Source organism: Alexandriicola marinus, from assembly GCF_004000435.1.
Lineage (GTDB): Bacteria > Pseudomonadota > Alphaproteobacteria > Rhodobacterales > Rhodobacteraceae > Alexandriicola > Alexandriicola marinus.
Genome location: NZ_RBVZ01000003.1, coordinates 273,401 through 293,373, shown reverse-complemented (window position 1 = coordinate 293,373; position 19,973 = coordinate 273,401). Strand labels below are relative to the sequence as shown.

17 protein-coding genes are annotated in these 19,973 nt (G+C 63.9%); 9 read left to right on the top strand and 8 right to left on the bottom strand.

Translation table 11 applies throughout. From position 1 onward, the window contains the following. Nucleotides 1-81: 81 nt before the first annotated feature. Nucleotides 82-1,269, top strand: coding sequence for an ROK family transcriptional regulator (locus EP376_RS13995; protein WP_127656213.1), 1,188 nt, complete (start codon nucleotides 82-84; stop codon nucleotides 1,267-1,269). A gap of 15 nt (nucleotides 1,270-1,284) precedes the next feature. On the opposite strand, the gene EP376_RS13990 is transcribed toward EP376_RS13995, so the two are convergent. From EP376_RS13990 to EP376_RS13980, 3 genes are all read right to left on the bottom strand, one after another. Continuing rightward, on the bottom strand, nucleotides 1,285-2,091 hold the full coding sequence (locus EP376_RS13990) for a lytic murein transglycosylase (RefSeq protein ID WP_127656212.1): 807 nt from the start codon (nucleotides 2,089-2,091) through the stop codon (nucleotides 1,285-1,287). Nucleotides 2,092-2,207: 116 nt separating this feature from the next. After that, a complete protein-coding gene (locus EP376_RS13985) occupies nucleotides 2,208-3,002 on the bottom strand; it encodes an inositol monophosphatase family protein (protein WP_127656211.1) in 795 nt (264 codons plus the stop codon). Nucleotides 3,003-3,076: 74 nt separating this feature from the next. Then, nucleotides 3,077-3,991 carry a LysR family transcriptional regulator gene (locus EP376_RS13980; protein WP_127656262.1) on the bottom strand — a complete coding sequence of 305 codons (915 nt, stop codon included), beginning with the start codon at nucleotides 3,989-3,991 and terminating at the stop codon, nucleotides 3,077-3,079. Between the two features lie 106 nt (nucleotides 3,992-4,097). Between EP376_RS13980 and metF the strand changes: the two genes are divergently transcribed. Further along, the gene (gene metF / locus EP376_RS13975) at nucleotides 4,098-4,964 is read left to right on the top strand and encodes a methylenetetrahydrofolate reductase [NAD(P)H] (RefSeq protein ID WP_127656210.1); all 867 of its coding nucleotides are present in this window, start codon (nucleotides 4,098-4,100) and stop codon (nucleotides 4,962-4,964) included. On the opposite strand, the gene EP376_RS13970 is transcribed toward metF, so the two are convergent. Together EP376_RS13970 and EP376_RS13965 are read right to left on the bottom strand one after the other, a co-directional pair. Further along, complete coding sequence (locus EP376_RS13970; protein ID WP_240652466.1) at nucleotides 4,949-6,052, bottom strand: DUF2235 domain-containing protein; 1,104 nt, start codon at nucleotides 6,050-6,052, stop codon at nucleotides 4,949-4,951. The genes metF and EP376_RS13970 overlap by 16 nt on opposite strands. Beyond that, nucleotides 6,039-8,336 (bottom strand): xanthine dehydrogenase family protein molybdopterin-binding subunit, encoded by a 2,298-nt coding sequence (locus tag EP376_RS13965; RefSeq protein WP_127656208.1) that lies wholly within the window; start codon nucleotides 8,334-8,336, stop codon nucleotides 6,039-6,041. The genes EP376_RS13970 and EP376_RS13965 overlap by 14 nt, the downstream gene beginning before the upstream one ends. Nucleotides 8,337-8,491: 155 nt before the next feature. Between EP376_RS13965 and EP376_RS13960 the strand changes: the two genes are divergently transcribed. Beyond that, nucleotides 8,492-11,575, top strand: coding sequence for a valine--tRNA ligase (locus EP376_RS13960; RefSeq protein WP_127656207.1), 3,084 nt, complete (start codon nucleotides 8,492-8,494; stop codon nucleotides 11,573-11,575). A 9-nt stretch (nucleotides 11,576-11,584) separates the two neighbouring features. Here the strand turns inward: EP376_RS13960 and EP376_RS13955 are convergent, their stop codons facing one another. Next, the gene (locus EP376_RS13955) at nucleotides 11,585-12,853 is read right to left on the bottom strand and encodes an OmpP1/FadL family transporter (protein WP_127656206.1); all 1,269 of its coding nucleotides are present in this window, start codon (nucleotides 12,851-12,853) and stop codon (nucleotides 11,585-11,587) included. Here EP376_RS13955 and EP376_RS13950 point away from each other — a divergent pair. Continuing rightward, nucleotides 12,852-13,964 carry a pyridoxal phosphate-dependent aminotransferase gene (locus EP376_RS13950; RefSeq protein WP_127656205.1) on the top strand — a complete coding sequence of 371 codons (1,113 nt, stop codon included), beginning with the start codon at nucleotides 12,852-12,854 and terminating at the stop codon, nucleotides 13,962-13,964. The two genes, EP376_RS13955 and EP376_RS13950, sit on opposite strands and share 2 nt — an antisense overlap. Before the next feature lie 58 nt (nucleotides 13,965-14,022). Then, a complete protein-coding gene (locus tag EP376_RS13945) occupies nucleotides 14,023-14,208 on the top strand; it encodes a hypothetical protein (RefSeq protein WP_127656204.1) in 186 nt (61 codons plus the stop codon). Here EP376_RS13945 and EP376_RS13940 read toward each other — a convergent pair. Continuing rightward, nucleotides 14,205-15,392, bottom strand: a complete 1,188-nt coding sequence (locus EP376_RS13940; RefSeq protein WP_127656203.1) for a pyridoxal-phosphate-dependent aminotransferase family protein — start codon at nucleotides 15,390-15,392, stop codon at nucleotides 14,205-14,207. The two genes, EP376_RS13945 and EP376_RS13940, sit on opposite strands and share 4 nt — an antisense overlap. Before the next feature lie 123 nt (nucleotides 15,393-15,515). Between EP376_RS13940 and EP376_RS13935 the strand changes: the two genes are divergently transcribed. The 4 genes from EP376_RS13935 (at nucleotide 15,516) to EP376_RS13920 (ending at nucleotide 19,300) form a co-directional block, all read left to right on the top strand. Beyond that, entirely contained in the window at nucleotides 15,516-16,145 is a 630-nt protein-coding gene (locus EP376_RS13935; RefSeq protein WP_127656202.1) for a tyrosine-protein phosphatase, read from the top strand. Continuing rightward, nucleotides 16,142-17,920: an ABC transporter ATP-binding protein gene (locus EP376_RS13930; protein WP_127656201.1), complete on the top strand. Its 1,779-nt coding sequence runs from the start codon at nucleotides 16,142-16,144 to the stop codon at nucleotides 17,918-17,920. Before EP376_RS13935 ends, EP376_RS13930 begins: the two co-directional genes overlap by 4 nt. Continuing rightward, the gene (gene ygfZ / locus EP376_RS13925; RefSeq protein WP_127656200.1) at nucleotides 17,917-18,663 is read left to right on the top strand and encodes a CAF17-like 4Fe-4S cluster assembly/insertion protein YgfZ; all 747 of its coding nucleotides are present in this window, start codon (nucleotides 17,917-17,919) and stop codon (nucleotides 18,661-18,663) included. The genes EP376_RS13930 and ygfZ overlap by 4 nt, the downstream gene beginning before the upstream one ends. Nucleotides 18,664-18,970: 307 nt before the next feature. Continuing rightward, nucleotides 18,971-19,300, top strand: coding sequence for a DUF6280 family protein (locus EP376_RS13920; protein WP_127656261.1), 330 nt, complete (start codon nucleotides 18,971-18,973; stop codon nucleotides 19,298-19,300). Nucleotides 19,301-19,371: 71 nt separating this feature from the next. Here the strand turns inward: EP376_RS13920 and EP376_RS13915 are convergent, their stop codons facing one another. Beyond that, nucleotides 19,372-19,941, bottom strand: coding sequence for a cobalamin biosynthesis protein CobQ (locus tag EP376_RS13915; protein ID WP_127656199.1), 570 nt, complete (start codon nucleotides 19,939-19,941; stop codon nucleotides 19,372-19,374). Between the last annotated feature and the right edge of the window lie 32 nt (nucleotides 19,942-19,973).

Sequence of the window (19,973 nt, the reverse complement as noted above, 5' to 3'; positions counted from 1 at the left end):
TGATTCGAGAGTCTCCGTCAATAAATAAATCAACTTGATTTATTAAGGCGACCCTCCCTAAGTTGGGGATGGGAGGACAAGATGCAGCTTCGCGGCGCTTATCCGCGTGATACGGTCAGTGCGTCCGAAGGGGCGCGGCCCGTTGGTGTGCGCGACCACAACGAACGGCTGGTCCTGTCCCTGATCCGCGACAGTGGCCCTATCGGCAGTGCCGAGATCGCGCGCGCCACGAACCTGTCGGCCCAGACCTCGTCTGTCATCACGAGAGCGCTCGAATCCGAAGGGCTCGTGATGCGCGGCGCGCCCGTCAAAGGCCGGGTCGGCAAACCCACGACCCCCCTGATCATCGCCCCCGATAGTGTCGTGTCCTACGGGTTGCGCATCGGGCGGCGCAGCGCGGACTTTCTTCAGATCGATCTGTCCGGTGCCCTGCTCGGACATCTGACACAGGTCTATCCCGTGCCCACGCCGGACGTGATCCGCGAGTTCTTGACCCGCGGTCTTCGGGAATTGCCGGCGCCGAATGCGACAAGCCGGATCGCTGGGCTGGGCATCGCAAAACCCTTCGAACTTTGGAACTGGCTCGATCTCGTGGGCGCAGAACAAGCCCAGATGGATGGGTGGCGGGATTTCGACTTCACCCGTGATCTGGACCTCGGGCTGCAGGACGACATTCCCATCCTGGTTGGCAACGACATCAGCATGGCGGCCTTTGGCGAATTGCATTTCGGGATGCGTCCCGACCTGCGGGATTTCGGCTATTTCTACGTGGGTGCCTTTGTCGGGGGGGGTGTCGTGATCGACGGGCGGCTGGTGCGGGGGACGAACGGAAATGCCGGAGCCTTCGGATCGATCCCGGTCTCGGACCCGGCCAAGCCCGGGCATCAGCTAATTGAACATGCTTCCATTCACACGCTCGAACGGGACATCCGGAACGCGGGCGGCGATCCCTCGCGTCTCTGGACCGAACCCGACGATTGGTCGCAGATGGGCCCGGTGCTCGAAGATTGGCTGGATCGGACGACCTTTGGCCTCGCGACGGCCATCGTCGCGGTGACGGCCGTGCTCGACCTGCCCCAGATGGTCGTCGATGGCAGCTTCCCCCCGGAGATCCGAAAACGGCTGCGCGACAAGGTCGAGGCGCAAATGCCGAACGTGGATACGCGCGGGGTCAGGCCGCCGAAAATCCTCGAGGGCAGCCTTGGGCGCATGGCCGGAGCCTATGGCTCCGCCCATGATCCGTTGCTTCTGAGATATCTCAGGGAATGATAGACCGACCGGTCGTTAGACCCGTTCGGCCACCAGCGCGATCGCCTGCTGATAGACGGTCGCGGCGTTCCATTCGTTCAGGACCTGGAAATTCCGGGTGCCCTCGTTGAAGGGTTGCCCGGGCTGCCAGCCCTTCTGACGGAGGAAATTCGCCGTCGAGGCCATCGAATCGGCCAGGCTGTAAAGATCGATCCGGCCATCGCCATTGGCATCCACGCCATAGCGCAGCGCATTGCCGGGCAGAAACTGCGTGTGACCCAGCTCGCCATGGGCGGCACCGTTCTGGCTTGGCGACAGCATGCCGCGATCGACCATCTGCAACGCGGCCAGCGCATGGGGGGTGAAGAAATCCGACCGGCGGCAGTCATAGGCCACCGTTAGGATCGAACTCACGACGTTTTCATTGCCCATGAAGTTGCCGAAGCCCGTCTCCATGCCGTGGATCGCCACGAGAATACCCGCCGGCACGCCGTAGGCATTTTCCAGCGACTGGTAGAAGGCGGGGTTGCTGTTGATGCGGTTGCGCACCTGCGCCGAAAACCCATCGAGCGACCCCAGCCTGATCCGGATGAACTCGTCCAGCGAATAACGCACACCCCTCTGGTTGCGATCCGCCGCGATCGTGCGCGTTGCATAGGTCGCACCCGCCAGAGCCTGCAGCCCCGCTTGCCCGACACCTGCGGCCGCGGCCTCGGCTGCGAATTCCTGTTTCCAGCGATTGAACCCGCTCGCGTCATTTCCGCAAGTCGCGGCGTTGGCCGTTGTCGCGGCCAGCGTCATCGCGATCGCCGAAGCCGCGATCACTCGTAAAGGTTTCAGCATATTTCCTCCTACCAACACAACTCCGGATGGAACGCTACCACGGGCGTCTGATCCGCTCCAGACCCTTGTGAGGGAGGCGCTCACGCTCTGGAAACAGGCGGGTTGGACCGAAGGAGCTAGCCGTCCCGATGACGGATGATGCGGGCGAACTTTTCGAAAATCTCGCCATTCGCGGCAATGATGTCACCGTCGCGCAGCGGATCGTGCCCGTCGCGGATCGGGCCGATCATGCCGCCGGCCTCGCGCACGATCACGATGCCAGCCGCGATGTCCCACGGATGCAGTTCGCGTTCCCAATAGCCTTCGTATCGGCCAGCCGCCACATAGGCGAGGTCAAGCGCCGCGGCACCGTACCGCCGCACGCCGGCGGATTCCGGCATTAGACGCGCAAGATCCTGCAGCGTGGCGGGAAGGGTCCGCTTGCCCGCAAAAGGCACGCCGGTGGCAAAGATGGATTCGTTCATCCGCGTGCGACCCGAAACGCGCAGGCGGCTTTCGTTCAGCCACGCGCCCTCGCCCTTCTCGGCAAAGAAGGTCTCGGCCTTGACCGGGTCATGGATCACGCCGGCCACGATCTGGCCCTTGTGTTCCAGCGCGATCGACACCGCCCAATGCGGCAGGCCGTGCAGGAAGTTCGTCGTTCCGTCCAGCGGATCGACGATCCAGCGCCGCGTCGGATCGTCCCCTTCGATTTCCTTGCTCTCTTCGCCGAGGAACCCGTAGGTGGGCCGCGCTTCCATGAGGTCGGCGCGGATCATCTCTTCGGCCTGACGATCGGCACGGCTCACGAAATCTGCCGGGCCCTTGGCAGAGACCTGAAGGTTCTCGACCTCGCCGAAATCCTTCACAAGCGCGCGCCCCGCCTTGCGGGCCGTGCGGATCATGACATTGAGGTTCGCGCTGCCGACCATGGGTCCGCCTTTCGTCCTTGGGTTCTGAGACGCGGCGTATAGGCCCTCGCCCGCGCCCCGGCAAGGGGCGGGCGCTAACGGCCCTGTTGCAGCTTGACGGCCTCTTGCCGGGCAAGCCGGACAAGATGCGCCATGAAGGGCCTTTGCGTATCCTCGGCCCGGGTCGCGGCATAAAGCCGGCGGACGATCCGTTCGCGATCCTTAACGAGCGGGCGCGCGACATAGTCGGACTTGTAGCGCTCCTGCCGGACAACCCAGTCGGGCAGGACCGCCACGCCACGGTTCGATGCCACCAGAAGCAGGATCACTGCCGTCAGCTCGACCTTGCGCACGGCCTCGGGTTCGACCTTGGCGGGTGTCAGCAATTGCGAAAAGATGTCCAGCCGCGACCGTTCGACTGGATAGGTGATCAGCGTCTGGCCCCGGAAATCCTCGGCCTCGATGACGTCCTTCTGCGCAAGGGGATGCTGGCTCGAGGCTACGAAGACCGGTTCGTAATCGAACAGCGGCGTGAAATCTGTTTCGGGAAGGTCCTCGGGATCGGACGAGATCACGAGATCCACATCCTCGCGCTTGAGGGCCGGCAGCGCATCGAAGGCGAGGCCGGGCCGGATGTCCACATCCACATCGGGCCAGGCCTGACGGAACCGTTCCAGCACGGGAAACAACCATTCGAAACATGCGTGGCATTCGATCGCGATGTGCAACCGGCCCGATCTTCCGCTGACAAGGCCCGAGAATTCCGCCTCGAGTTCCGCGATCTGGGGCAGTATTTTCTCGGCCGCGTCCAATAACTTGCGCCCCGCCGACGACAGTTTGAGGGGTTTCGAGCGGCGCACGAACAACTCAACCCCCGCCTGATCCTCGATGCCCTTGATCTGGTGGCTCAGCGCGCTTTGGGTGATGTTCAGCTGCTCGGCCGCGCGGGCCAGCCCGCCGGTATCATGAATGGCCTTGATCGTGCGCAGATGGCGAAATTCGATATGCATGGGCATGATGTATGTGAGCCGGCTTCATGTTTGTAGTGAAAGTTATGAATTTGTCTCAGATAGCGCGGCGTGAGACAAGGTGGTGTCCAGATCAGAGAGCATTCCCATGTCCGTACCCTCCGTCAGCTTCGAATTCTTCCCGCCCAAGTCGCTCGAAGGATCCTTCCGCCTTTGGGATTGCGTTCAGACCCTCGCGCCGCTGGCGCCTGAATTCGTGTCCGTCACCTACGGCGCGGGTGGCACGACCCGGACGCTCACCCACGAGGCCGTCGCCACCATCCACAAAACCTCCGGCCTGCGTGTCGCGGCGCACCTGACATGCGTCGACGCGACCAAGGCCGAGACGATGGAAATCGCCGAAGCCTATGCCGAGGCCCGCGTAAGCGAGATCGTCGCCCTGCGGGGCGACCCGCCCAAGGGTCAGGGCAAATTCACGCCTGCCGAAAATGGCTTTTCCGGCTCGGTCGAGCTGATCGAGGCGCTGTCAGCGATGAACAAGTTCCGTCTTCGCGTCGGCGCCTATCCCGAAAAGCACCCCGATGCCGCGGACAATCAGGCCGATATCGACCACCTCAAGCGCAAGATCGACGCGGGCGCCCATTCGGCGATCACGCAGTTCTTCTTCGAGGCAGAGACCTTCTTCCGGTTCCGCGACGCCTGCGTGAAGGCCGGCATCGACGCGCCGATCATCCCCGGCATCCTCCCGATCGAGAACTGGTCGGGCGCCAAGCGTTTTGCCCAGTCCTGCGGAACCTCGATCCCCGCCGTGATCAATGACGCGTTCGAGAACGCGACCCGCGACGGCACGACCGAGCTTCTGGCGACCGCCGTCGCAACCGAGCTCTGCGACGAGCTTCTGCAGGGCGGGGTCGAGCATCTGCACTTCTACACGCTCAACCGGCCCGAACTGACCCGCGACGTGTGCCACGCCCTCGGGATCATGCCAAAGGCCTCGCTTCAGGAAGTCGCCTGATCGACCTTGCCTTCCGGCTCCTGGCCGGAGGGCGCGTTCAACGCCTGGCTCCGGGCCGAAAGGCCGGGAACCTCGCGATCGACCGTCGGGTGCAAACGCTCTGAGGGGTCTGTGCCGCAGATCCGGCGCTCCCGGATCACGAAGATCTTTCCCCATCCGCGCCACGTCCCGATCGAGGGGGCCGACGGATCGCAGGGAAACCTCGCCTGCCATCCATCGGGCAGCGGCACGCCACTCATGACAAGCCGTTCAAGCATCCAGACAAGCGGGATATTGGCCAACGGACGCGCCTCCAGCATGTCGTTGATCTGGCCGCCCACGTCGCCATGGGTACCCTTGAACCAGACCTGCTCGATCCGTCCGGGCCGAGCGGAATCGGTCCTCCAGAGGATGGGGGCAAAGACCTCGCGTGTTTCATCAAGCGCGAGGGCATGGAACCCGTTTCTGACCTGCGGTCCCAGCGCATGATCGTGAAAGCTGTGTCGCGCTTCGGTCCAGCGCCACAGGATCGGCAGCCGAAGGCCCAGCGCCTTGACCGTATCCCAGACGCACACCGCCTCGATCTGCACGTCGTGATGGCAGAAGGCCGACCTGAAATCGGCGATGGTCCGGGTGTCGGCCCCGATCCGGTAATGGCGATAGGCCTGCCGGATGTTGCGCACATTGGCATCGTTATGACGCACGAGCCCGACGCGGCCGATCAGCCCGGCCAGGGACCTCACGGCATAGGCGCCCCTCGAATAGCCCACGAGGATGATCCGGTCGCCGTCTCGCCACCGCGAGGCCAGAACGCCATAGGCGCGTTCGATCTGCCGGTTGATGCCCCGGCCCATCATCACGTCAAGCGTCGATGACCAGTCGGGCCACTGGATGCCCGCCTCGTAATAGACCGTCAGGTTGGCGGTCAGCCCGACCTCGCGCAACAGCTTGAACGTCTTGCCGGCATTCGTCTCTCGGCCACGCCGAAGCGATGACATGGTTCCGTCGAGGATGATGACATGGGTCGCAGCCCCCCTGTGGCGGAGCCGGGCATCCTTGCGCCGCGGGCTCCGCCTCGCGAGGCGGAGGATCCAGTCACGAAGCTTCACGCATCCTCTCTTGCAGCATCGACCAGACGCGATGCGGCGTGAACGGCATTTCCAGTTCGGTGATCCCGAACTCCCAGACCGCATCCTGAATGGCGTTGACGACCGCCGCCAAAGCACCGACGGTCCCGGCCTCGCCGCAACCCTTCATCCCCATGGGATTATAGAGCGAGGGCGTGGGTTCCGACGTGAACGAGATCATGGGCATATCGTCGGCCCGCGGCATCGCGTAGTCCATGAACGTTGCCGTGAGCAGCTGACCGTCCTCGTCGAACACCGCGCGTTCGGTCAGGGCCTGCCCCAGCCCCTGCGCCACCCCGCCATGGACCTGGCCTTCGGCCAGCATCGGGTTGATCAGGTTGCCGAAATCGTCAACGACGGTATAGCGGTCGACCCGGGTCACGCCTGTTTCGGGATCGATCTCGACCTCGGCCACGTGGGCGCCGTTCGGGAAGGACCGGTTCTCGAGTTCGATCGTCCTGGTATGGCGCAAGAGGTCCGTCCGGCCATCTTCGCGGGCCATGTCGGCCACTTCCAGCATCGTGGGCGTGAGGTTAGAGCCGGGGATACGGAACGTCTCGTCATCGAAGGTGATGTCCTCGGCCTTGGCCCCCTCTTTTTCCGCAAGATAGGCGCCGAACGCCTCGACCATCGTCTCGACCGTGGCCAGTGTCGCGGTGTTCTGCACCGTGACCGAGCGCGACCCGCCGGTGCCACCGCCCTTGGCGATCACATCCGTATCGCCCTGAACAAGGCGAATACGATCGGCCGGGATGCCCGTCTGATCGGCAAGGAACTGGGTAAAGACCGTCTCGTGGCCCTGACCGTTCGACTGCGTCCCCACATGGATCTCGACCGTGCCATCCTCGGCAAAGACGACGGTCGTCGTCTCTTGTTTGTCGCCGAGGATCGACTCGATGTAATAGCACAGCCCCATGCCGCGCAGCTTGCCCGCCTGCCGCGACGCCGCACGCCGCGCGGCAAAGCCGGCCTTGTCCGCCTCGGCCTCGGCGCGGGTCAGGACCTTGTCGAATTCGCCCACGTCATACGTCATGCCCGTCACAGAGGTATAGGGAAACTGGTCCGGCCGGATGAAGTTGATCCGGCGCAGTTCCCATGGATCGATGCCCAGCGTGCGGGCGGCGAATTCGATCGTGCGTTCCAGCACGAAAATCGCCTCGGGCCGCCCTGCCCCGCGATAGGCATCGACGGGTGCGGTGTTGGTATAGACGCCCACGCATTCCATCCACGCGGTCTGGATATCGTAGGTGCCGGGCATCACCTTGGAGAAAAGCTCGGTCTGGATGTTCTGGGCAAAGCCCGAATTGTAAGCGCCCATGTTGGCGATGGACGACAGCTTGTAGGCCACGATGCGGTTGTTCGCATCGAACCCGATGGTCGCCGTGGTCGTCAGATCGCGTCCGCCATTGTCGCTCAGCATCGCCTCGGTGCGTTCCGACATCCAATGGACGGGCTTGTCCAGAACCCGGGCCGATTGCGCCACAAGGAACAATTCGGGATAGGTGAAGCCCTTCATCCCAAATCCGCCGCCCACATCGGGAGTTGTGACATGGACCTCGCTCTTGTCGATGCCGAAATGCTTGGCCAGATCGTCGCGCGGCCCCCAGACGCCCTGCCCGTTCACCGCGACATGCAACCGGCCGTCGCCGGTATGGGCCGTGACGCCGCGCGGCTCCATGGAATTGACGATGATCCGCTGGTCGGGAACCTCGACCGTGACCACCTTGGCCGCAGACGCAAGGGCGGCGTCGGTCGCGCCCTTGTCGCCCAGCCCATAGTGGAAGGCCCTGTTGTCGGGAACGCCCTCATGCAACTCCGGCCCGCCAACCTCGACCCGCACATGGGCGGGTTCATCCTCGATCTCGATCTCGACGAGTTCGGCCGCGTCCTTGGCCTGCAGCAGCGTGTCAGCCACGATGAAGGCGATCGCCTCGCCCACGTAGCGTACCTTGCCACGGGCCAGGATCGGGCGTTCGGGACGTGCGCCCTTGGTTCCGTCGATATTCGTCACCCGCGCGCCCGACATGCCGATCCGCACACCTGCCTCGATCAGGCGGTCGGCGGTCAGCACGAGGTGCACGCCATCGGCCGCTTCTGCCGCCGACACATCAAGGGAGACGATGCGCCCATGCGCCATCGGCGAGCGCACGACAAATCCCGCCAGCGCGCCTTCAGGGGTCTCGTCGGCGATGTAGCGGCCCTTACCGGTCAGGAACCGGATATCCTCGACACGTTTGACAGGCTGACTGCGACCAAACTTTTCCATGACGATCCCTGATGCTCCCTCGGTTTTGCCGGATCAGACCCTAGCGGTCCTGCCGCCACTGTCCAGCATCCGCGCGCCAAAAGGGCCATCCCCCTTTCACTTCGATCGCCGGCACGCTAGATGCAAGGCGCCCGATTGCAACAGGAGCCAGCCCCATGCCGATGGAAAAGACGTTCCAGCCCCAAGAGTCTGAGGCCCGGATCTATCGCGACTGGGTCGAGGCCGGTGCGTTTCGCGCTGGCGCCAACGCCTCGCGCGATGAAACCTTCACCGTCATGATCCCGCCGCCCAACGTCACGGGCGCGCTGCATGTGGGCCATGCCTTCAACAACACGCTTCAGGACATCCTTGTCCGCTGGCACCGGATGCGGGGCTTCGACACGCTCTGGCAGCCCGGGCAGGATCACGCCGGCATCGCGACCCAGCTTCAGGTCGAAAAGAAGCTGATGGCCGAAGAAGGCAAGCGCCGCACCGACCTGACACGCGAGGAATTCCTCGAGAAGGTCTGGGAATGGAAGGGCGAATTCGGCGGCACCATCGTCGAACAGCTGAAACGGCTTGGCTGTTCGTGCGACTGGGATCGCAACGCATTCACCATGGCCGGCGCTCCCGGCGACCGGCGCACGGGCCACGAGAACAGCGCCAATTTCCACGATGCCGTGATCAAGGTCTTTGTCGACATGTACGACAAGGGCCTGATCTACCGCGGCAAGCGGCTGGTCAATTGGGACCCGCATTTCGAAACCGCGATCTCGGATCTCGAGGTCGAAAACATCGAAATCGCGGGCCATATGTGGCACTTCAAATATCCGCTGGCCGGTGGTGCGACCTACGAATACCTCGAAAAGGACGAGGACGGGAATGTCACTTTCCGCGAGGAGCGGGATTATATCTCGATCGCCACCACCCGGCCCGAGACGATGCTTGGCGACGGTGCGGTGGCCGTAAATCCCAAGGACGAACGCTACGCCCCCATCGTCGGCATGATGTGCGAGATCCCCGTCGGCCCGAAAGAGCACCGCCGCCTGATCCCGATCATCCATGACGATTACCCCGATCCCGATTTCGGCTCGGGCGCGGTCAAGATCACGGGCGCACATGATTTCAACGACTATGCCGTGGCGCGTCGTGGCAAGATCCCCTGCTACCGGTTGATGGATACCCGAGGGCAGATGCGCGATGACGGCGCCCCCTACGCCGAAGAGGCCGCCCGCGCGCAGGCCTTTGCCAAAGGGGCGCCCTTCGACGAGGAAGAGATCGACGCGATCAACCTTGTGCCCGATGAATATCGCGGCCTCGACCGGTTCGAGGCGCGTGAGCGGGTCGTGGCCGACATCGACGCCGAGGGCCTGATGATCACGGTCGAGGACAAGCCGATCATGCAGCCCTTCGGCGACCGCTCGAAAGTGGTGATTGAGCCGATGCTGACCGATCAGTGGTTCGTCGACACCGCCAAGATCGTGGGCCCGGCGCTTGATGCCGTGCGCAAGGGCGAGGTCACGATCATGCCCGAAAGCGGCGAGAAGACCTATTATCACTGGCTTGAGAATATCGAGCCGTGGTGCATCTCGCGTCAGCTGTGGTGGGGCCACCAGATCCCCGTCTGGTACGGTTTCGACCTGTCGGCGCCCGATTTCGTCGATGACGAGGGCGATGGCGATCTCGACATGGTCGAGATGGGCCGCCTTCTCACGGACGGCATGGTTCATCTGGGGCTGGTCAAGCATTGTGCCGCCGACGCGGATGCCGTGACCGCCGCCTTCCGCAAGGAACTCGAAGACACGCCCGTCCCGATCTCGGCCGCGCGCATCGTCGAAGTGGCCGACCGGGCCGAGGCGCTGCACGTCATGGCCGGATCGCTCGCCGATTACACGACAAGTGGCGACCCCACCCACCTGGTCTATCCGATCTGGCGCGATGCCGACGTGCTCGACACCTGGTTCTCGTCGGGGCTCTGGCCCATCGGGACGCTGGGCTGGCCCGAGGAAACGCCCGAGCTGAACAAGTATCACCCGACCGACGTTCTCGTGACGGGCTTTGACATTCTGTTCTTCTGGGTCGCCCGGATGATGATGATGCAGATCGCCGTGCGCGGCGAGGTGCCGTTCCATACCGTCTATCTCCATCAGCTTGTCCGCGACGAGAAGGGCAAGAAGATGTCGAAGACGACGGGCAACGTCATCGACCCGCTTGAGATCGTTGACGAATTCGGCGCCGATGCCCTGCGCTTCACCAATGCGCAGATGGCAGCCCTTGGCGGCGTTCTGAAATTGTCGAAGGACAAGATAACTGGTTACCGCAATTTCGGCACCAAGCTTTGGAATGCCTGCCGCTTCGCCGAGATGAACGGCGTCTTCGAAGCGCGCCGCCTGACGATCAACTCTGCCGCAGACGTCACCGCCACCCGCACCGTAAACCGCTGGATCATCGGCGAGACCGCCCGCGTCCGCGAAGAGGTGGATGCAGCCCTTGCCGCCTACCGGTTCAACGACGCGGCCAACGCGCTCTATACCTTTGTCTGGGGCAAGGTCTGCGACTGGTATGTCGAATTGTCCAAGCCACTGCTCCTGGACGGCAGCGAGGTTGAACAGATCGAAACCCGCGAGGTGATGGGTTGGGTCCTCGATCAATGCCTGATCATGCTGCACCCGATCATGCCCTTCATCACCGAAGAGCTGTGGCAGCTGTCGCACACGCGTGACGGCATGCTCGTTCATGCGGCCTGGCCGACCTATACCGCCTCCGACCTGGCCGACGGTGCCTCGGATGCCGAAATGGGCTGGACGATCGCACTGATCGAGGGTGTCCGTTCGGCGCGGTCGCAGATGAACGTGCCGGCCGGCCTTCAGATCCCCGTTCTGAAACTCGACAGCGATGCGGCGGCGGAAATGGCGCTCGAGAACAACGACAGCCTGATCCGCAAGCTGGCCCGGATCGACTCCATCAAGGCAACGGATGTCGCGCCGAAGGGGGCGATCACCGTTCCGGTGCCGGGCGCGACCTTCTGCCTGCCCCTGGCCGACATCATCGACGTCGAGGCCGAAAAGGCCCGCCTGACCAAGGCCATCGACAAGCTGATGAAGGAAATCGGCGGGCTCGAGGGGCGGCTGAACAACCCCAATTTCGTGGCCTCCGCCCCGGACGAGGTGGTCGAAGAGGCGCGCGGCAACCTCGCGGCCCGCAAGGAAGAAGAGGCCAAGTTGCGCGACGGTCTGGCCCGGCTTGCCGAGATCGGCTGATCGCCCGGGTCAGAACCTGTAACTGACGCTCACCTCGGCCGAAATTACGGGGGCGTTTTCGTGGAACGTCATGATGGGGTGGGCAAAAACGGCGAGATCGGCGGATAATCCGCCGCTCTCCCACCCAAGGCCAAGTGTCGGGGCGAAAGGAAACGGCATCTCAATCGTGTCGCCGCCGCCATTGCTGAATTCCAGCGGAACGACCATTCCGAAGCGCGGCGCCCAGGCCTCGGTCAGTTGCCATTCGGCGCCCAGATGCACGGTCCGCACATCCAGCGGCTCTTTCCCGTATTCGCCGGTGTAAAGCTGGTAGCCCGCCGCCAGCAAAAGGGTGTCGCGCGCCTGCCATGCGGCCTCGAAATTCAGGCGCATCGGGACCTTTGCCTCGAAATCCTTTTCGGTCGTGCCAGACTCGTCCGTGGCCACCGCATCGACCTTGAGCGTCGTGTCGATATCCGTGACCGAGGCGGCCAGTGTCAGACGATCCGTCAGCCGGTAATCGATGCCGGCCCCGAAACTCAGGGCGCGGGCATGGACGGTCGCCTCTTCGACGCCGTCAGACCCCGCATGAACGCCGCAGCTGTTGGTGCGACAATCGATCCAGTCCATGCTTATGCCGAAACTCAACCGGTCATGGGCGATCGGGCTGAACCCGGCGGCGAACTTGTAGACCAGCGTCTTGGAATCGATGTCGCCGTCATAGGTGCCGGAAATGCCGGGCAGCAGGATGCGCAGAAAGATGCTCTCGGGATCATCCTCGTCGAACGCACCCGTGGAGCGCGCATGAACACGCGGATACCGGCCCGCGCCCACCGTGGCACGCCAACCGAGATCCCGGGCGAACGACAGCGGGATGGCAAAGCCCGCAAAGCTGAAATTCTGCAATTCCGCATCGACCTGGCGCCCGAAAGTCAACATTGGACGTCCGATAAGGGCAAGCCGAGCGGGATTGTAATAGAGCGCGTAGGGATCGTCGGCTGTGGCCGTTCCGGTGCCCCCCATCGCCAGATGCCGTGCGCCAAGCCCGATCACCGTATCGGTGCCTTCGGCCACGAAGGACCTGTCTTGCGCGGACACCGGGCCGCAGATCAACGCGCCACACAGGGCAAGGGACGGCAGGACCAGGCCCGCCGGCCGAACATTCGAAATTTCCAGCGAACCGTCCTCCCGTCTTCCCGGGAAAACTTCTGCCTCGCCATCGCGGAACCGGCAATCCCCGATCGGCTCTTGCGACCGGACGCTTGCCGTTCCGCCACAGAAAAGAGACAGTCCACCCATGGAAAACGATCCCCGACTTACCCCGCTTGTCCGCTCGCTACCGGCGTCTGTTCCTTTTGTCGGACCCGAGGCGCATGAACGCGCGCGCGGCAGACCCTTTCGCGCCCGGCTTGGCGCCAACGAAAGCCTGTTCGGCCCCTCGCCCAAGGCCATCGCCGCGATCGAGGCGGCCGCGCCAGAGGCCTGGAAATACGGCGACAGCGAATCCCACGATCTGCGCGCCGCGCTGGCCCGCCATCATGGATGTGCACCGGAAAACATCCTCGTGGGCGAAGGGATCGACGGGCTTCTCGGTCTGACGGTGCGGCTGTTCATCGGACCCGGCGATGTGGCAGTCACGTCGACCGGCGCCTATCCGACGTTCAACTATCACGTGGCCGGGTTCGGTGGCCGGATCGAGGCCGTCCCCTACACCGCCGATCACGAAGACCCGGAGCGTCTGATGGCACGCGCCCGGGAGACCGGGGCAAAGCTGGTCTACCTGACGAACCCCGACAACCCGATGGGCACATGGCATGACGCTGGCACAATCCGCGACGCTGTGCATGCCGTGCCGGACGGTGCGCTGCTGCTGCTCGACGAGGCCTATATCGAACTGGCGCCCGACAGCGCCTGCCCGGCCCTGCCCGTCGACGACCCAAGGGTCCTGCGGTTCCGCACCTTCTCCAAGGCGCATGGCCTCGCGGGTGCGCGGGTCGGCTATGTCATCGGCGAGGCGGGCGTGATTTCCGCCTTTCACCGCATCCGCAATCACTTCGGTATGTCGCGGATCAGTCAGGCCGCCGCCCTTGCCGCCCTTCAGGATCAGGAGTGGTTGGGCCATATTCGCAGCGAAGTAGCCGCGGCACGCGACAGGATCGCAGCGATTGCCACCCAGAACGGCCTGACACCGATCCCGTCGGCCACGAATTTCGTGGCGATCGATTGCGGGTCCGACGGGGCATTCGCACGAAAGGTCCTCGATGGTTTGATGGCGCGGGGCATCTTCGTGCGGATGCCGTTCGTGGCCCCGCAGGATCGCTGCATCCGGATCAGCGCAGGCCGTCCCGCCGATCTTGATGCCTTTGCCGAGGAATTGCCCGGCGCGCTGGCCGATGCGCGAAAAGTTTGATCGACGCGCAGGAAATCCGCCTTAAAGTATACCGAGCAGAGTGAAGCCGGAGCCTGCCATGAGCACCAGACCACCGCCCAAACCGGTCGAGAACTACACCGACGCCTTTCTGGTCAGTTTCGGCGTTGTCCTGTTCATGGCGTTCTGCGTGATCGCCTATGTCGTGGGGTTCCTCTGGGCGATGATCACGGGATATGTGATCGACCGGGTGATCCGCCTGATCGGAAACCGGATCGCAGACTAGGCCCCGACGACCCGCGCCACATGGCGCGTCGCGGCCTCCACGGCATTGGCACCATGCGCGATATCCAGCGCCTTCAGCCCGGCATCGATCACCGCGATGACACCCAGCATCATATGCGCGTTGACATGCCCCATATGGCCCACGCGAAAGAACGCGCTGGCCGGCTGCCGACCGACACCGATGCCCAGCGTCACGCCGGTCTTGTGTTCGCACCAATCCCGCAGGCGATCGGCCTGCCCTTCCTCCATGGCAAAGGACGTGATCGCATGAGACCGCTTGGACCGATCCGCGATGTTCAGCTCCAGCGGCCCGTCGGACGCCCAGATCTCCGACGCCTCCCACAGGCATTGGGCCAGCGCCTCGTGCCGGGCCCAGACGGCCTCCATCCCCTCGGCGAGGATCATGTCGAGCGCCGTCCGCAGCCCGTAAAGGTGATGCGTGGGCGCGGTGCCGTCGAAATATTCGGAATAAATCTCCGGCCGGATGCGCGGCCGCCAATCCCAGTATTCCGTCGCCAGATCGGCATGGTCGCGCGCCGCGTTGGCCCGGTCGTTGAAATAGACGAACCCCAGCCCCGGCGGCGTCATCAGGCCCTTCTGACTTGCGGCAACGGCGACATCGGCGCCCCAGGCGTCCATCTCGAACCGGTCACAGGCGAACGAGGCGATGCAATCCACCATCAACAGGCCGGGATGCCCCGTGGCATCCAGAACCGCACGCACGCCCGCCACGTCGTTGCGAACCCCGGTCGAGGTATCGACATGGGTCACCAGAACCGCCTTGTAGGTATGACCGCTATCGGCGCGCAGGGCCTCTTCGACGCGGGCGAGGTCGATATCTGAACGTTCACCGAAATCCACCACCTCGCAGCCGACGCCCAGCCCTGCCGCCATCCTTGCCCATCCATGGCCGAATCGTCCGGTGACTAGAACGAGGATCCTGTCCCCCCGCGACAGGACATTGGCCAGCGCGGCCTCCCATGCGGCGTGGCCGTTACCGATATAGATCGCCACCTCGCCCTCGGTCCGCGCCACTTTCTTGAGGTCGGGGATCAGGCTGTGGGTCAGGTCATGCAATGCGCCGGTATAGATGTTGGGCGCGGAGCGATGCATCGCCTGCAACACGGCGTCGGGCATGACCGACGGCCCTGGAATGGCAAGGTAGGAACGACCATTGGCTAGCATCTGCGACTCCGGGGATATGCGCGGAAAGAACGCCCGGACGTTAGCCAGTTCGCCCCCGGCGTCAATCGCGACCTCACGGCTTTCTTGCCACCCGGGTGGATTTGCGACTAGACCCTCACGAAGATGGAAAAAACCGACCCCCAGATCACCGAATTCACGCTGAAAGAGCGGATGCGTTACCTGTTCGTGGATCACGCCGTCCTGCGCTATCGCTGGCATAATTTCCACGAGATCGCGCCGGGCGTCTTCCGGTCCAACCAGCCGACCCACGGCCGCCTCGCGGCCTATCGTGCCATGGGGATCGAGAACGTGATCACGCTTCGGGGCAGCGGCAACGCGATCCATCAGCGCATGGAGCGCGCCTCCTGCGACGCCCTTGACATCACGATGTTCACGATCCGCGCGAATGCCCGCAAACCCATCTCGAGAGACGAGCTTGTCAAGCTGCTCGACCTGTTCCGCACAGTCCCGCGTCCTTTCCTGATGCATTGCAAATCGGGGGCTGACCGGGCAGGCCTTGCCTCGGCGCTCTATCTGCTGGACCAGGAGGACGCCTCGGTCGAAGAGGCACGGGGGATGCTGTCCTTCCGCTATCTGCATATCAAGCACAGTGCGACGGGTATCCTCGATCATATCCTCGACCGGTTCGAAGCGCGCCAGGCCGATGGTCCGATCTCCATCCGCGACTGGATCGAAACGGAATATTCCGTCGACGACATCTCCCGCAGCTGGGCCGCGGACCGCCGCGGATGACACAGGCGCGCGCGCCCCGACTGGCCCGCTGGCTCTGGCGTGGCTACCTGGCGCGGCATTGGCGGCCCCTGGCGCTGGCGCTGCTGTTCATGGCGATCGAGGGCGCCTCCCTCGGTGTCTTCGCCTCGATGATGGAGCCGATGTTCGACCGCGTCTTCGTAGAAGGTGCGCGCGACGCGCTCTGGACCGTTGGGGCGGTGGTGATGGGTGTCTTCCTCCTGCGCGCGGTCACGTCGATGGGACAACGGATCCTTCTGGCCCGCGTGGCAGAAGTCTCATCTGCCGACCTGCGGGCGGACATGTTACGCCACCTGATGCGGCTTGACGGCGCATTCCATCAGGCCAACCCGCCCGGGGCACTGATCGAACGGGTTCAGGGCGATGTGGCGGCCTTGGGCAAGGTCTGGTCCAATATCCTGACGGGTCTGGGTCGGGACGCCGTTTCCGTCGTAGCCCTTTTCACCGTGGCACTGACCGTCGACTGGCGATGGACGCTCGTGGCCCTGATCGGCGTGCCTCTCCTGATCTCGCCGGCCCTGATGGTGCAGCGCTTCGTCCGCGCCCGCGCGCGACAAAGCCGCGAGATCGCGGGCCGCATGTCGACCCGGCTGGACGAGGTGTTCCACGGCATGGCCGCGGTCAAACTCAACCGGCTGGAGCGCCATCAGGCCGACCGGTTCGACCGCCTCGCCCAGGATCGCATCGCAGCCGAGACCCGCGCCGCCGCCGGGCAGGCCGGCATCCCCGCGCTGATCGACGTGATGACCGGTCTCGGGTTTCTGGGCGTGCTGATCTATGGCGGCACCCAGATTATCGAAGGCGAAAAGACGCTGGGCGAATTCATGGCGTTCTTCACCGCGATCAGCCTCGCGTTCGAGCCGCTGCGCCGTCTTGGCAACCTCACCGGGCTTTGGCAGGCGGCGGCGGCCTCGATCGAGCGGATCAAGGCGATCCTCGACACGGAGCCCACGCTGAAATCGCCCGCCAATCCTGTCGCCGCACCCGAGGGCGCGCCCGAGATCCGCATCGAGGGCGTTCACCTGTCCTATGGCGACACGGAAGTCCTGCGCGGGCTGGACCTCGTGGCACCGGCGGGCCAGACGACGGCAATCGTCGGCCCCTCAGGTGCGGGGAAAAGCACCGTCTTTCACCTGCTGACACGCCTCGTCGATCCACAGTCGGGACGGATCACGCTGGACGGCGTGCCGGTGACCGCCATGGCGCTGGATGATCTGCGGGAGCTGTTCTCCGTCGTCAGTCAGGACACGGCGCTTTTCGATGAAACGCTCAGGGACAACATCGTCCTGAACCGGGCCGGTGTCTCTCAGGAAGAATTGGACGAGGTGCTGACCGGGGCGCATGTGGCGGACTTTCTGTCCGCCATGCCCCAGGGGCTCGACAGCCCGGCCGGGCCGCGCGGATCGGCCCTGTCGGGCGGGCAACGGCAGCGGATCGCCATCGCGCGCGCCCTGCTGCGCAACGCGCCGGTCCTTTTGCTGGACGAGGCGACGAGCGCGCTTGATTCCCATGCAGAGGCCGTCGTCCAAGGTGCGCTCGACCGGTTGAGCCGGGGTCGCACCACGCTCGTGATCGCGCATCGGCTCTCGACCGTGCGGGCCGCGGACCGGATCGTCGTGATGGAGGCCGGCCGCGTCGTCGAACAGGGCACGCATGACGACCTTATGGCCCGCGGCGGCACATATGCCACGCTTCATGCGATGCAATTTCGCGATGGCACCCTAAATGAGGAAGGACGTCCGAAGGAGGGATCATGACCGACCGCACCATCCTGTCCGTCGCCGGTTCCGACCGGCGCGAATTCCTGCAGGGGCTTGTCTCGAACGACATGGCCCGCGCCGACGCGGGCATCGCCTATGCCGCGATCCTGACACCGCAGGGCAAGCTGATCGCCGACTTCTTTCTAATCGGTCGCGAGGACGACTACCTCATCGACGTGGCCACGCCCGTGGCAGCCACCCTGTTTCAGCGTCTGTCGATGTACAAGCTGCGCGCAGATGTCACGATCACCGAGGCGCCGGTCCAGGTGTTCCGCGGCACCGGCGAGCCGCCGCCCGACGGAGCGCTTGCCGACCCGCGCCACCCCGCCATGGGATGGCGGCTCTACGGCGAAGAGGGCGGCGACGACGGCTCGGAATGGGCGGCGTTGCGCGTGGCGCATATCGTGCCCGAAACCGGGATCGAACTGGGACCAGAGACCTACCTTCTCGAGGCCGGGTTCGAGCGTCTGGCAGGCGTCGATTTCCGCAAGGGCTGCTATGTCGGGCAAGAGGTCACCGCGCGGATGAAGCACAAGACGGAGTTGCGAAAGGGCCTTGCGCGGGTGCGGGTCGAGGGCGCGGCCGATCCCGAAACACCGATCACGGTGGATGGAAAGACGATCGGCACGCTGCATACCCGCGCGGGTGACGACGCCATCGCCTATCTGCGGTTCGACCGGGCAGATGGAGAGATGCTGGCCGGCGCGGCCCGCGTGACCCTGCTTGAAAAGGCCGTGTAGGCCGGGCGGAGCCCATCGCCAACTATGGCACCACGGTTCCGAAGCGGGCTGGGGATGCCTAGATTGGCATGAATCCGCCAGCCCAGGCTTGCGTCAAATTCATGACAAAATCTTGAAGGAAAGTTAGCGAAAGCTATATCTAGCGAGTTAGACCGGGAGCTATCAACAATATGCGGCAAGTGTTCGGCGAGAGCCATGCGCCTTGCGCATGGCAGTTATGCAAAATGAAGCCACCCGAATCAGCTCTAAACCTGCATATTCGCCGTCACGGCTGCAGCCGCAAGACCAAAAAAGACAAGGACGCATGATGAGAGATTTCGTAGACGGTACGGCATTCAACAACGAACAGGGCAACCGCGCTCGCAAGCTGTTTGCTGCGGTGGTTCTTGCTGCGTTGGATGATGCCATCGCCGACGATAAGAAATACGGCAACGGTCCTGAACAGATTGCCCGCTGGGCACGGTCCCGCGATGGTCGGGAAGTTCTGTCCTGTGCCGGCATCGACCCGAACGAACGTGTCGTGCAGGGCCTGATGGATTTCGTAGGCAAGGGTGTCCGCACGTCCGTCGCGCTGTCGCGCGAAGAAAGCGAACGTCGCCACGCTGCCGAACTGGAGGCCGCCGCCAAGGCTGCCTGATCCACTCACCACCACTCTTTCGATGGGAAAACGCGGTTCCGGGGGAGCCGCGTTTCTCGTTTTCAGGGGCCTTAGAACACGAATGCCCAGACAAGCCCGGGCAGCGCCTCGACAAAAGCAAGGACGATGATCAACGCCCGCCATGCCAGCGCGACGAACCGCCGCCACAGAACCACGCAACAGGCCAGAGCGGCCGCGATCTCGATCCCGCCGACCCAAAGACCATAGTGGTCTCGATCCCAATAGCTGACCGGGCTTTGGAACACCCAATCCGTCAACGGCCAGAAATGCGCGCGCCCATCATCATGATGAAACGGCATATCAAGCCCCAGATGCAGGAGCCCCGCGCCGCAGAAGGCCACGGCGATCGGAGCGCGTGCCAGGATCGCGCCCATCAGCGCTATGCCCCACAGCAGGATCGAATTGTCGATCCGGAAGATCGATTGCCAGGTTTGCGAATAGTACAGCTGTCCAAAGACCACATCGGGGGCCGTTCCGAGAACAAGAAGATGGCTACCCGCGAGGATGTAGAGCGACAGATCCGGGATCAGCGCACCGGCGAATGCCGCCGCCGTCAGCCCCTTTTGCCCGGCCTTGCCAAAGGCAGTCATGCCGAAAATCAGGTGGGCGGGCGTATTCATCCTCTTCCCTCCGTCAGCGAGGCTCCGTAAGG